The sequence below is a fragment of the Algoriphagus litoralis genome, assembly GCF_003259255.1.
GTDB lineage: Bacteria > Bacteroidota > Bacteroidia > Cytophagales > Cyclobacteriaceae > Algoriphagus > Algoriphagus litoralis.
In genome coordinates, this window is the sequence record NZ_QGOL01000020.1 from 59,974 (window position 1) to 72,497 (window position 12,524).

Annotated in this window: 12 protein-coding genes; 2 read left to right on the top strand and 10 right to left on the bottom strand. The window is 43.0% G+C overall.

The genetic code is table 11. The features are described 5' to 3' along the window. Positions 1 to 123 precede the first annotated feature (123 nt). The 4 genes from DK188_RS19540 to DK188_RS19555 form a co-directional block, all read right to left on the bottom strand. The gene (locus tag DK188_RS19540; RefSeq protein WP_111672538.1) at positions 124 to 1,368 is read right to left on the bottom strand and encodes a DUF4153 domain-containing protein; all 1,245 of its coding nucleotides are present in this window, start codon (positions 1,366 to 1,368) and stop codon (positions 124 to 126) included. A gap of 52 nt (positions 1,369 to 1,420) precedes the next feature. Then, positions 1,421 to 2,782, bottom strand: a complete 1,362-nt coding sequence (creD, locus tag DK188_RS19545; RefSeq protein WP_111672539.1) for a cell envelope integrity protein CreD — start codon at positions 2,780 to 2,782, stop codon at positions 1,421 to 1,423. Positions 2,783 to 2,849: 67 nt separating this feature from the next. Next, positions 2,850 to 3,143, bottom strand: a complete 294-nt coding sequence (locus DK188_RS19550) for a winged helix-turn-helix domain-containing protein (RefSeq protein WP_111672540.1) — start codon at positions 3,141 to 3,143, stop codon at positions 2,850 to 2,852. Position 3,144: 1 nt separating this feature from the next. Continuing rightward, positions 3,145 to 3,759, bottom strand: a complete 615-nt coding sequence (locus DK188_RS19555) for a hypothetical protein (RefSeq protein ID WP_111672541.1) — start codon at positions 3,757 to 3,759, stop codon at positions 3,145 to 3,147. A gap of 210 nt (positions 3,760 to 3,969) precedes the next feature. On the opposite strand from DK188_RS19555, the gene DK188_RS19565 reads away from it, so the two are divergent. Both DK188_RS19565 and DK188_RS19570 read left to right on the top strand, forming a co-directional pair. Next, on the top strand, positions 3,970 to 4,629 hold the full coding sequence (locus DK188_RS19565) for a hypothetical protein (protein WP_111672543.1): 660 nt from the start codon (positions 3,970 to 3,972) through the stop codon (positions 4,627 to 4,629). 271 nt (positions 4,630 to 4,900) lie between these two features. Continuing rightward, the gene (locus tag DK188_RS19570) at positions 4,901 to 5,491 is read left to right on the top strand and encodes a DUF4142 domain-containing protein (RefSeq protein WP_111672544.1); all 591 of its coding nucleotides are present in this window, start codon (positions 4,901 to 4,903) and stop codon (positions 5,489 to 5,491) included. 80 nt (positions 5,492 to 5,571) lie between these two features. Here the strand turns inward: DK188_RS19570 and DK188_RS19575 are convergent, their stop codons facing one another. The 6 genes from DK188_RS19575 to DK188_RS19600 all read right to left on the bottom strand — a co-directional run bounded on the left by DK188_RS19575 (position 5,572) and on the right by DK188_RS19600 (position 12,384). Next, positions 5,572 to 6,729 (bottom strand): alpha/beta hydrolase, encoded by a 1,158-nt coding sequence (locus DK188_RS19575; RefSeq protein ID WP_111672545.1) that lies wholly within the window; start codon positions 6,727 to 6,729, stop codon positions 5,572 to 5,574. A 126-nt stretch (positions 6,730 to 6,855) separates the two neighbouring features. Further along, positions 6,856 to 8,049: an esterase gene (locus DK188_RS19580; RefSeq protein WP_111672546.1), complete on the bottom strand. Its 1,194-nt coding sequence runs from the start codon at positions 8,047 to 8,049 to the stop codon at positions 6,856 to 6,858. 126 nt (positions 8,050 to 8,175) lie between these two features. Next, positions 8,176 to 9,321 carry a helix-turn-helix domain-containing protein gene (locus tag DK188_RS19585; RefSeq protein ID WP_111672547.1) on the bottom strand — a complete coding sequence of 382 codons (1,146 nt, stop codon included), beginning with the start codon at positions 9,319 to 9,321 and terminating at the stop codon, positions 8,176 to 8,178. A 69-nt stretch (positions 9,322 to 9,390) separates the two neighbouring features. Further along, positions 9,391 to 9,972 (bottom strand): hypothetical protein, encoded by a 582-nt coding sequence (locus DK188_RS19590; protein ID WP_157963290.1) that lies wholly within the window; start codon positions 9,970 to 9,972, stop codon positions 9,391 to 9,393. 307 nt (positions 9,973 to 10,279) lie between these two features. After that, complete coding sequence (locus tag DK188_RS19595) at positions 10,280 to 11,707, bottom strand: M20 family peptidase (protein ID WP_111672549.1); 1,428 nt, start codon at positions 11,705 to 11,707, stop codon at positions 10,280 to 10,282. 71 nt (positions 11,708 to 11,778) lie between these two features. Then, positions 11,779 to 12,384, bottom strand: coding sequence for a hypothetical protein (locus tag DK188_RS19600; RefSeq protein WP_232825779.1), 606 nt, complete (start codon positions 12,382 to 12,384; stop codon positions 11,779 to 11,781). Positions 12,385 to 12,524 lie beyond the last annotated feature (140 nt).

A 12,524-nucleotide genomic window follows, 5' to 3' on the forward strand; every position in this document is an offset into this window, starting at 1 on the left:
GCAGAAAAGAAATTAAGGCGAATTTGATCGGCTAAGGTATCAAATTCGCCCTTTTGGGATGAATCAATCAGAGAAATTCACGGAAACTTCATCTGCTAACAGGGATTGATTCAAGAATTGGCGCTACTCAAACCCGAAAATCACCGGGAAAAGAAATACAACTAGGGTAGTCCACAGTAAGTAGATCGGCAGATAGCGAACCAAGGTCAGCCCCACCTGATTAAGCGGTTCATTTTTTCTCGAAGTTTGAATCAGCTTTTTGGCTACCAAAATCAGGTGGATCAGCATCAGGATATTTACGCCCAATACTGCCAGTCGATTGGGCGTGATTCCCCACTCAGATATCCGAAAAGCAATCGCGGACAATGCGACACCATTCACCAGAATAGTTACTATGGAAAGTGAGATGAGAATCCAAACGCCTGGACCTGACTTCTCATCTTTGGCTGATTCTGCTACAGAAAAGAAGATCAGCCCCATGACTCCGATCAACAGCATATTGAACAGCATCAGGAATTCCCGGTCATTGTAAGGGTCCTTGCCGGCATAGACAATCGCGCCAAGGTAGATCACCAGCATGATCAATACCAAAGGGCTGAAAATTTTGGCAATGATTGGCGGGACTTTGTTGACCAGTTGGGGGTTGGTTTGAGTGAGGTGCGTAGCTACCAAAGGCGCAGCTGCCAGCCCAAATACCCCAATGTACTCGAAATAGAACTTCTCAATGCTCAAACCGATCAGTCCAAAAAGTCCAACAGTAATTCCCGACATCAGCAGGCCTGCGAGCAAGAGAATCGCTCCCATGATGACTGCATCACCATTGAAATTGAGATAGGCGAGTCTTTTGGGAAGGTTGGTGATTTGAACATCAGAAAACACAAAACCCAAAATCCCCCAAAGCAATAAGGGCAAATGGATGCATGCCAAAATCAAGGTGTCACTTTCCTGATTTTCGGGAAGGAGATTGATGTAAAGTGCCGCAACCAAGATAATGCCGAAGGGTAGTGCAAGGGATTGTACTGAGAGTTTGTTTTTCCAGGCAAAATAGGCCGCTACAAATGGGAAAGCGATAAATCCCAAATTCCTAGGATAGAAAAACTCTTCATTCAGGGAGAAAATAGTGGGGAATTTTGCCAAAACACCTGCAAGCAAGGCGGCTATAATCACAAACTTCCACTCGCTGCGACTTCCCCAGCTGATCCGATCCGAATCATAGGCGAGACGCTCATGCCAGAATTCGGCTTGAGCTTGGCCCTTTATTTCAGGATAGAGGGCACCGAATTCTTTTCTGAATTCAGATTTATTTTTCCGGTAAAATTTCTCCAGAGCATTGGAGTTATCCCAGAGGGTTTGGATGGAGTCTTTCATGACTTTTGGCTTGGGCTTAAGGTGATATTTTTATGTTGATTCAATCGATGATTCATAGTTGGGAAGGATGGAGGCTTGGGATTTCCTGCTGCGAAAAGTTGATTTTTCGGGAAACAAACATGGTCACGGCAAGTGAAATAAAGAGACCGATACTTCCAATCAACAAGGCAAAATCCTGCTGCTTGACAATGATGAAGATAAACAGATAAAAGATCGAAAGTACTGAGCCAAAGAGTCCTGTTTCTTTCCAAGTGGGGAATATCGATCGGGAATACAATCCCAGCAGCGTCACAGTGGCCAAACTTGCAATCCCATAAGCGAAAGTGAAACCCAAATGCTCCGAAAGAGCAATCAACAATGTATAGTAGAGCACAAGTGCAAAGCCAATCAGCGTGTATTGGACTGGATGGATCGGTGATTTGGTAAATAATTCCATGAGGAATAGAGCTAGAAAGCTCAAGGCGATGATCAGTATCGCATACTTGGAGGTGCGGGTACTTTGTTGATATTGATCTACTGGATTGACCAATGAAAGCCCAAATGCACTCGTGCTGAGATTGGGAAGGTATCCGTCAAAAACTTGTCCAAAAGGCCTGTTGAAATGGAGAACCTGCCAGTTGCTTTGGAATCCATCAGCGGTAATCGATCTGGAATCGGGCAGGAATTCACCTTGGAAGCTCGGACTTGACCAATTTCCGCTTAGGTCTAGGTGAGTCGTCTTTCCTAGTGGTACGATGGAAAAATCTTTGCTGCCCTTCAGAACCATGTTGCCAGTAAATGAAAACGATGAGTTGCCAGGATCTAGGGTAATTTTTGAAAGTAGTCCTTTAGTCTCCGAATTATTCTCGGCAAAGGGTTCCATCACCAGGGAATTTGAGTTTTGTTTGAACGTAGGACTTCCGCTGATTCCTCTCAGGTCGGAGATTCCGATGAGTAATTCAGCTTGATTCCAGAGGATATTTTCAGGTAGGATGTTCATTTTCTGCAAATCCATGGAATCAAATTTTGCATCAAATGCGATGTCATTGGTGTAGACGACCACATCAAAAATGCCTCGGTGAAGCAGCTGCGCATCGATGTTTCCCCTGAGATTCAGCGTTTCCGGAAGGAAGTATTTATTCCGTTGCTCTTTGATGATCTTTTTCTCTCCTTTTTCCACGATTTCTTTCAGTTCGAAATAGGGAACCTTCAGGTACGGACCTGTGAGCGTTTGTTCCCGGGACCATTTGCCCCGAATATCTTCCTCTGCCTCGATCATGCGGAGTTGGCGCTCTTCGATCAGATCCAAGGTAAAGGATTGTGGAATTAATAATACCAAGGCGATAGCACCTATGATTAGGAGCTTGATGCTGCCAGACTTTGCAAAACCTAAACTTGTGGGCTTTGGAGTTGTGATTTTTGAATTTTGTTCCATTTGTCAGGGTAGTAATATTAGAGGGATTGAAAGTACTTTGAAATTCAAAGTGAATAGATAAATTTTTTTAGGTCTTGTTTTCGTTAATCAGATTTTCCAGAAAATCCAGATGGGACTGGAAGGCCTTTTTGCCAGCTTCAGTGGCCAAATAATTAGTCAGCGGCTTCCGTCCTGCAAAGGATTTTTCTACCCGTATGTATTCGGCATTTTCCAGATTCCGGAGGTGGGAAGCGAGATTGCCGTCGGTGACTTCCAGAAACTCTTTGAATGAATTGAAGTCAAACTGCTCATTGACCATCAGGATGGACATGACCCGCAGTCGGATGACGTTTTCAAAGGCTTTATCGTAATTCCCTTTCACGTTACCGGTCGTATTTGTAATACATCATTGATCCGTAGATCACATGCAGTGCTCCAAAACCTATTGCCCAAGTAATCAATCCATAGCCGGGGAAGAAAGCTGAAATCAAACCAAGAATCAGCTCTCCAAAACCCAGGTATTTGATGTCACTTAGCGTGAATTGGGAGGCATTTACCAATGCCAATCCATAGAAAATCAATGTTGCCGGTGCGACCACAATCAAATAGCCTCTTAGTACCAAGGCCAAACAAAATATCCCACCGATTAAAACCGGAATAAATAGCGCCTGTAAAAATCGCTTTCCTGCTGGAGTCCAAAGGTTGGTGGAAAGACGTTGACTTTTCTTTTGACTCAAAAAATAGGCTGAAACCAGAGAAAGAACCAAAATCACAAGAGCCAACATGATGAGTTTTGCAAAAACTGAAGCATCATCGATAAAGGTAGTTCTAAATCCATAGGGCGGATTGGGGAAATAGATCCAATAGTAAGCGACTGTAGCTCCAATCAATGCATAGATTCCTGCTAATACTCCAGCCAGTCCACTCAGCGATAAAAAGCGGGTACTCCGCTCCATCATGGATTTGATTTCTGCTAATTCCTGTTCCGGTTTCCTCATAGTTAAAAGCACTTTGTGATGCAAAGTAAATTAAGAAATTTGATTTGTGTATGAGCGGCTGATATTTTTTTTAAAAATTTTGGAATTGATTGGTTGATCAGCTGAGGTAGGGAAGAATTAGTTTCAGTTTTCTCTGGAATAGGGCATTTGTCGTATGGTGGTTTTTTGATTCCATTTTTTTCTTTGAATCGACACAATACAACTGCTATAATGAAAAAACTAACCGGTAACCTGATTTGGCTTTTAGCCATTACTATTCTGCTGTTTTCTTGTTCGGAGGGTGGTGATATGGCTCCTGATGAGGATCAGCCTCAGACCAATGATCTTAGTTTCCCATTTACACTTACAGGGGAGGAAAGCAGCTATTCTATGGAAATAGATGGGGTGGAAGTGAAGAATTACGCAGAGATTCTCAATACCCTCAATGTAGACAAATCGATCTCGGTTAATCTTTGGGGGCCTGGCAATGATTTTAACTTCGCAGGTTTTTATTGGATTCCCTTGGGAGTGGGTACCTATGAGGCTGGTCATGATTTAGGTCCAGGTGAAGGTACTTTCGGCAAAAATCTCTTCATGACTGCTTTTGTCAAAAAGGACAATGTAAAGCATTATGCCTATTCGGCTCATGAATATGGGTTTTTGGAAGAGGAGCGGATTCCTGGATCATCCTGCACAGTTAAGATTATTACGTTTGACGGAAAGCAAACTTCCTACAAATTCATGAACGGAACTTTTTCCCAATTTATAGGAACAGTGGAGGGGCAGTTTGCTGGCACATTCAAAACCAAAGCAGGTCAGGAAGTAAAGGTCAGCAAAGGTCAATTCCGAATAGTCCAGAAATTACCTCCCGGTGCAGAAGTAATTGATTGAATTTGGCGAAACGCAGCGAAAGCCTTTCCTAGAAAACAGAAAGTCTTTTTTTGCCTATCTGATTATCCTTTGCTCAAGGTTGGTTTTGGAGTCAGGATTTAAAAAAATCAGGCAGCACATTTACCCTGATCACCATATTTGGGCATTAAATGTTACAAATTGATGGGAAGTTACCCAGCTAAAAAATACAGAAAGGTCGTTTGTGGAAGTTTAGCGCATAAGGAACAGTAATTGGTAATGGTATGGCTCATTCAAACCAACTAAATTTCTTATGAAAACTAGAAACCAAACTCTACCCAACAATTCTATGAGATCCGCTTTGGTCAAAAGATCAGGAGCGATTTTGCTCTCTGCATTTTGCCTTTTGGGATTTGCCGCCTGTGACAACGACGACGATGAGCCTATCCTGACTACGGTAAATCAGCAAGACCGGAATTTCGGAATGTCTGCATCCCAATTTATCAATGCGCAGGTTGCTTTCGGGCAGTTGGCACTTGACAAGGGTCAGGATGATTCTGTTTTGGAATATGCGCAAATGATAAAGGATGAAAATTCTGCATCCAAAATCGAGTTTGCCGAGATTCTGGATTCCAATGACGTGGATATGTCTGAGGGCATCTCTTCTGACATGCAAACCAAGTTTGATGAGTTGGAACTATTGGAAGGTGAAGCTTTTGATGAGGCTTTCATTGATTTCCAGATCGAAGAATTGGACAATGCGATCTCCATGTTTGAAAATCAGATCGATAATGGTGAAAATTTCACTATCAAAGGATTCGCTGAAAAAACACTCAGCACAATCAAATCCAACAGAAATAAAGCGGTAGTAGTACGGACTGAAATTGACATTGAGAATATCTAAGTCTCAATTTCCTAAATTGAAAAAGCCGGTTTCCGTTAGTTCGGAAACCGGCTTTTTTGTTTTTGGTTGCGTGTATTTTTTTAGAAAAGCATTGGGGCAAACATGCTCAGATAAGTTCTCCAATTGGCCCAAGTATGTCCTCCTTCGTTTTCGAAGTATTCATGCTCAAAACCTGTTTTGTCAAGCACGCTCAGGAGTCTTTTGTTCGAATCCATCACGAAGTCCTCTTTGCCGCAGGCCACCCAATATTTATGGACTCCGGTGGCTTTCAAGGCTAGGAATTTCTTTTCCATTTCCGCCATATCCGCGTTGGCATCGAAGATTCCACTGCTGAATACGCCAATGTAGCCAAACGTACCCGGGTAATTAATCGATGCGGTAATGGTATGTCCACCACCCATGGATAATCCTGCCAAAGCACGGTGATCTTTGTCGGCAATTACCCGGTAGTTTTTCTCAATATAAGGAACTACATCTTCTACCAAGCTCTTTTCAAATTTTCCTTGAAACTGGCCAAAAGTCTCCCGTGTAGGAGTAGGAAGTCCAGGTATCTGACGAAGGGTAGAAGTTTGCCAAGCGTTTCCATTGGTCATGACGACAATCATTGGCTTAGATTCCCCAGAAGCGATCAGGTTATCCAAGATCAAATTAGCCCGGCCCAGTGAAGACCATGCATCTTCATCACCTCCGGCACCATGGAGCAAGTAGAGGACAGGGTAGGAGTCCTTTCCGCTGTCATATCCCGGGGGAGTGTAGACGTACATTCTTCGGTCAGCTCCCAAAGTGGGGGAAGGATACCATACTTGGGAAATATTTCCGTGGGGAGTATCATTCAATTGATATACTGTGGATCCATCACCGGGTACCATGAGCAGACTTGCATATCTGGTTCCATCTCTCAACGCATGCGGATTAGTCACATCAATCGCTGCTACTCCGTCTATGTAGAAATTGTAGTGGTACATCGAGGAGGGGAGTGGCTTGATGGTCACAGACCATACGCCTTGCTCGCCTTTGACGAGGGGAAGAGTTTCTCGAAATCCCATCCAGCTGCCATTGAGGCTGACTTCGTTGGCTTTCTCAGAAAGTACGCGAAAAGTAACGGACTTATCTGCATTTACCTCTGGAGAAACGACCCGAGGAGCTTGCATGGCACTAATCTCCTGTGCCTGAGCTTGTACAGTCGCTCCCAGGAGGACAGCAAAAGCAACGCTTTTTAGTAACGTGTTAATTTTCATGGATATAGGTTTTATTGGGTTGAATTTTCGAATTAAGGAAAGAATCTAGAAAGGGTTTTTCTGAAAAGAAAACCTGTGCCTAAGTTTTCACTCAAGCACAGGTGCTACAATAGGTTAGGTGTGGCTTTAGAAAAGCTGCGGTGCAAACTGGGTCAAATACACTCTCCAGTTTCTCCAGATGTGTCCGCCTTCGCTTTCTACATAAGTATATGGCATCTTCATCGCGTCCAGCTTGGCGATATATTCCTTATTGGCATCATAGAGGAAATCGGTCTTACCGATCGCGATCCAGTAGAGTTTATACCCGTTGTCCATTTGTGCTTTGAGCGTTTCATCAAAATTGCTATACACCTTGCCGGTGGCATCTTCCCGAGGCATGATAGCGGCGGAAAAGAGTCCCATGTAATCAAAGGTATTGGGATAGTATCTCGAAATGTGCAAGGTATGGTAACCGCCCATAGATAGCCCGGCTATTGCTCGGTGTGCTTTGTCAGCTTTAACCCGGTAGCTGCTTTCCACAAACTTGATGATGTCTTCGAATGCCCCTTCGTAGGTTCCGTCCATAGTTTTGGGGATCATGAACTGCGGCTTGTAGAAGTTTTTGCTTCCTTCTCCCGGTGCGCCATCTTGGATGACGTTGCCGTTTGGCATGACCACGATCATCGGTTTTGCTTTGCCTTCGGCGATCAAGTTGTCCATGATCTGTGCGGTACGTCCTAGTGCGATCCAGGCTTCCTCATCACCACCGGCTCCGTGTAGAAGGTAGAGCACGGGATATTTTTCATTGGAAGTCTCGTATCCCGGTGGGGTGTACACGGTGATTCTTCGGTCCATTCCCAATCCCGGCGAGTCGTACCAACGGCGGGCTACTGTACCGTGAGGAATGTCATTGGTCTTGAATAGGTCCGCATGCCCGCCTCCGACGATGAAAATGTTGGTGACCGAAGCCACGTCCCGGATCAGGAAAGGATTGCTGGGATCAATGCTTGAAAAACCATCCACAATAAATGAATAATTGTAAAGCTCTGGTCCTAAGGCTGAGGTCTTGAATTCCCATACGCCATTTTCCCCTTTGGTCAGGTTAGCCTTACCGGGACCATCCATCAGTCCCATAGGGGTTTCCATTTTTACAGTAGGTAAGAAATCACCAGTGACTTGCACCGCAGTCGCGTTAGGTGCATGGAGTCGGAACGTAACTGAATTGTCATCATGAATTTCCGGAGAAATGATGTTTTGTGCGCGGAAGAGCGCTTCCTGAGCGTAGGAGTAGTATCCTACTGATACCAGGAAAAACAGGGATAGTAGCAATTGTTTCTTCATTGGTTATTTTTCTATTGTCTCAAAGTGTGAAAATAGAAAAAGCTTTTCTGAAACCAAAAGACTTTTATTTCTGAGAGCACGATTCTCAGGGAATGAATTACTAGTTGGGCCCAAAATGAGAAAGAATTATTTTTGAGTTTTGAAAAATTCTTGAGGAGAGCAACCCTTGGTTTTTTTGAATGCCCTATTGAAGGTGGCCTTAGAATTAAATCCGGAATCAAATGCAAGTGATAGGAGCGTGTAACTTCTGTTTTTTTTCTCCTGATATTTTTTGATAAACTCTTCTATTCGAAAAGAATTGATGTAATCATTGAAGTTCATCCCGATCAACTGGTTGATAGTGGCAGAAAGAAGGGTTGGGTTGGTTTGCAAGTGCTGCGAAAGTTGATGAAGACTCAAATCTGCCTGCAGAAATAGTCTATCTTTTTCCAGGAGAGCTGCCAACCTTTTTGAAAGATGGTCTTTTTCCTTTTCAGTCAAGATTTCCTTAGCATTGGCATTGAGCCTTGGCTGGGGAGGTTCTCCGTTTGGTTTTCCTTGAGCCGAGAAGGGATAGTAAATTTGAGCAGGTTGTTTTTGACTGTATCCAACTATTCCGATATATAATGCTACGGCAACCAAGGCAAGATTCCACCACCAATCCTGGTAAAAATCCAGGATAATCAAGACGTCTATAATCATAAATACCTCTCTGAAGAAAAGCCAGAAAATCATGGAGTAAATGAAATTTCCAAACCAGTTGAAGTCTATTTGATCTGAATTACTAAACTCCCCAAGACTCCAGACTTTATAGGATTGATGAATCTTCAGGCATTTGGATAGGTAATAAATGAAAGAGATGATATAGGAAATTCTAAACACATACCCCATTACCAAATCCAAAGTTGACTCTTGTAATTTCAGAACCACCTCTTTGCCTTGAATAAAAAATGCAAGATGATACACTAGATAGAAAAAATAGGGCAGGAAGTGCCAGAGGTGCTCTCTACGAAAGGAAAATGAACGATTAGTCTGGGAAAGAAAATAAAAATAGACTATAGGGCCAAACAAGAAAGTCACTCCTCTAGGAAATCCATTGAGCTCATCCCACAGAAAATTGATACCAGCAAATCCAAAGGTATAATCCTGAAGCTCCATAGCCAGAATAAACATCACCCAGCCAAGTAGGCGATCGGAAAGTCGTTGATTTTTATACCCTCTGATCAGAAGGAGAATCCAGATCAAGAGACAAAAAAAGTACCCAAATTGCAGTGGAGTGGTGTATAGACTCATGTGGCGATCATCAGAGAAAAAAGATAGCCAAAGGTCTCCGAAAATTGAAGACCTGCGGCTCAGTAACCTTTATTTTAAGTCTTTAATTAATTTCGAGACATCAATTTTATCCCCGTTTTGAATGGATTCATCTATAGTAAGGATCAGGATTTTTTCATTTCCTTTTCTATAATAGATTTCTTGACCCCACTTGAGCGAAACCCCACTGTTAGAAAGAGGTGAGAGGTTGGGATTCATTACATTAGGTATGATCAGTGGGATCGAGCGAAGTGAAGAATTGTGAAAGGTAAAATTGACCACTGGGGCGTTTTCTGGGTTGTAAGTGTCTGGTTTCTTTTCTACAAACTCAAGCATCATTTTGATTTCTTTGAGGGAGTTATTGGTCAGTTTGATTTGCTGTCCTTTATCTGCAGATAAAACAGCAAAAGCAACAGGACCTAGACCAAAGCTTTTGACTGGTCTTTGTGTAGTTGGATCTATCACAGCCACGGCAATAGGTTTTCCCGAATTATTGATCAGCTTCACATCATATTGCCCATATTCGGCATAGGATAGTTCGATTGATTTCATAGCGGGGATGGTGACGTTCTCCTGCGAAATTGCTTTCATCGCTAGGGAGAAAAGGATCAGAAAAGGAAAGATTGATTTCATTTGCGTTTATTTAGGTTTTGCTGATCATTAGGATCAGTTTCAGGAGCAAATGAAAACCCTATTCAACTTCCAGTCGACTTAAATTATGATTTGAGACTTCAAACGGTCTGCTTTTTAGTCTCAAATTGATTGATACCTTCTACTTTCCTCTAATTCAATCTTTTAGGTTTATCCTGTTTTAAAAAAAGCGCAAATCAAAAAATCATTTCATGTAATAGTATTTTCGATGAAGTTCCTTTCAAGTTTTCCTACGTAAGCGCTCATTGAGAAGTACAAGCAAATTGCTGAAAGATGTAACTCAAAGCAATCAATTGAAGTTTTTGATCAGCAGGTAGCTAAACTCAATGATCTCCTTGTAATTCTCCTTGCTGATTTTTTCATCAATTCCATGAAAGCGAGACATGGATTCAGGATTGATCCGAATGGGATAGAACCGATACACTTCTTCCGAGATTTCGTAGAAATTTCTGGAGTCTGTTCCTCCTCCCAGCAACCCTGGGACCACCACCGCATCAGGATTTTGACTTCGGATTGTTTTGGCTAAAATCTGAAATGCTTCGGAATCGACTGTCGAAACTGGTGATGGATCGGTCAAATGCCCAACAGGCTCAACCCGTACCTTTTCAGAAACGGTCATTTCGATGTGTGCTTTCACAGATTCTATGGTCTCTCCCGGCAAAATCCTGAAATTGACCGTAGCTTCTGCTACAGTGGGAATGACATTATTTTTCACCCCACCATCGATGATAGTGGGAGCTGTGGTAGTATGTGCATTTAACGATTCCAAAATTGGCTTTTTAAATAGCCAAGGATTCGCAAAAGCTATCCTTGTAAGGAAGGGGAGTTCGGCACCCAAGTATTCCAGTTGAGCATCGATCGGCTTCACCATCTTATAGGGCAACTGGTTGTTTTCAAGATCTACAATAGCCTGAGCCAAGATCCCTATCGTATTTTCCCGAGGTGGTGCCGAACTGTGACCACCGGTGGTCTCCACGATTAACCTGAAAGAGGCAAAACCTTTCTCGGCCAAATTCACCATAGCCACAGGATTGTCCACGCCTGGAATCATGTTTTCAGCGATGAATCCCCCTTCATCGATCGTCATCGCTGCTTTTAAACCTTTTGCCTTAAGGTGTGCTGCAATTTTCACGGCTCCTTTTCCTCCGCCTACTTCTTCGTCATGACCGAAGGCGAGATAAATGGTTCGGCTGGGGACAAAGGATTCGGAAAGTAATTTTTCCACAGCTTCCAGAAGTCCAATCAGGGTACCCTTATCATCCATCGTACCTCGACCAATGATGTGTGTATCGGTGATTTTTCCTTCAAAAGGCGCAGCTTCCCAATCCTTCAAAGTAGGTTCGTCCACAGGAACTACATCTTGATGCGAAAGTAGAATTATAGGTTTTTTTGACGAATCGGTGCCTTCCCATTTGTATATCAGGCTATAATCTGAAATTTTTTCCAGACTCAGATGGGCATGAGTCAAGGGAAAAGTTTCTTCCAGGAATCGATGAAAGCCCAGAAAAGCCGCAGAATCCGGAATGGCGTCTTCACTGTATGAAATGGTTTGAAATTGGATAGCTTTTGAAAGATTCTGGAATACTTGATCCGAGATTTCGATTTTCACTGCCAGTTCAGCAGCAACTTGTTTGGAACTCAGGCGAAACGTGTTGAATAGTAAAACAGAAGCAAGTGCGGCCAGAATGATCAGTAGTGCTAAGAAAATTTTCTTCATGAAACGTCGGGTTGGTTTAGTCAATTTAGCAAAAATTCAATGCTAAAAGACATGCCTTTTCTCACCCGCAATTATTTCAATGCGGCGAGTTGGGCCTGATTTAGCTGGCGAAATGCAAACTTATATCCTTCATATCCCGCGATTCCATAAAAAACCAAATCCATGAAATGGGCTGTTTCTGCGAGCACTTGGAATGTATAGCTGTAATCAAATAACAGTAAGGTGTCAAAATAGGATAAACCCTCCGAGTCGGATATGTAACCCAAAACCCCTAAGAAATTTCCGATGATACAGGCCAGCACAGCGATAATGGCGCCAGAGATCCCAAATACCTGATCAATTCCCTGTCCGAGGTATCGGATGGTGTAGCCTACTCCAGCTCCAATAGCAAGTGCCATATAACCTATCTGCCAACCTGTAGCCACGGTGATCATTGCCCAAAGTACTGCACCTACCAATCCAACCAGGATTCCTCCGGTAATTGCCAAGGGTAAATTTTGTTCGACTCGCAGTAGTTGGAGCTTATCGGAAGAGAGTGAGGCGGTGATCTCTGTAGCGTTGTAAGCAGGAGATTCCTTCATTTCTTCTTGGACCCGCTCATCTAAATGAAAGGTTGGGCAGGTTTCTTCAAAATCCGGTTTTGATCCGGTGAGGGAGCAGACAAGGCCTTGGCTCATGTCCATTCTTCGATTGTGGCACTTTTTACAGAAGAGCAATTGTTCACTTAGTGTCATGGGATAGTGGTCTTTTTTTCCAATGATCCAGAAATAATTAACAAAAAAAAATACCCTGTATTAGAATAGCCCCAAAAAGTTAG

What these genes read in the sequence shown, in the direction of transcription:
- DK188_RS19580 (WP_111672546.1), bottom strand. Translation starts at nt 8,049, where the DNA reads ATGAAGAAACAATTGCTACTATCCCTGTTTTTCCTGGTATCAGTAGGA.
- DK188_RS19600 (WP_232825779.1), bottom strand. Translation starts at nt 12,384, where the DNA reads ATGAGCCAAGGCCTTGTCTGCTCCCTCACCGGATCAAAACCGGATTTT.
- DK188_RS19570 (WP_111672544.1), top strand. Translation starts at nt 4,901, where the DNA reads ATGAAAACTAGAAACCAAACTCTACCCAACAATTCTATGAGATCCGCT.
- DK188_RS19555 (WP_111672541.1), bottom strand. Translation starts at nt 3,759, where the DNA reads ATGAGGAAACCGGAACAGGAATTAGCAGAAATCAAATCCATGATGGAG.
- DK188_RS19565 (WP_111672543.1), top strand. Translation starts at nt 3,970, where the DNA reads ATGAAAAAACTAACCGGTAACCTGATTTGGCTTTTAGCCATTACTATT.
- creD (WP_111672539.1), bottom strand. Translation starts at nt 2,782, where the DNA reads ATGGAACAAAATTCAAAAATCACAACTCCAAAGCCCACAAGTTTAGGT.
- DK188_RS19595 (WP_111672549.1), bottom strand. Translation starts at nt 11,707, where the DNA reads ATGAAGAAAATTTTCTTAGCACTACTGATCATTCTGGCCGCACTTGCT.
- DK188_RS19590 (WP_157963290.1), bottom strand. Translation starts at nt 9,972, where the DNA reads ATGAAATCAATCTTTCCTTTTCTGATCCTTTTCTCCCTAGCGATGAAA.
- DK188_RS19585 (WP_111672547.1), bottom strand. Translation starts at nt 9,321, where the DNA reads ATGAGTCTATACACCACTCCACTGCAATTTGGGTACTTTTTTTGTCTC.
- DK188_RS19575 (WP_111672545.1), bottom strand. Translation starts at nt 6,729, where the DNA reads ATGAAAATTAACACGTTACTAAAAAGCGTTGCTTTTGCTGTCCTCCTG.
- DK188_RS19540 (WP_111672538.1), bottom strand. Translation starts at nt 1,368, where the DNA reads ATGAAAGACTCCATCCAAACCCTCTGGGATAACTCCAATGCTCTGGAG.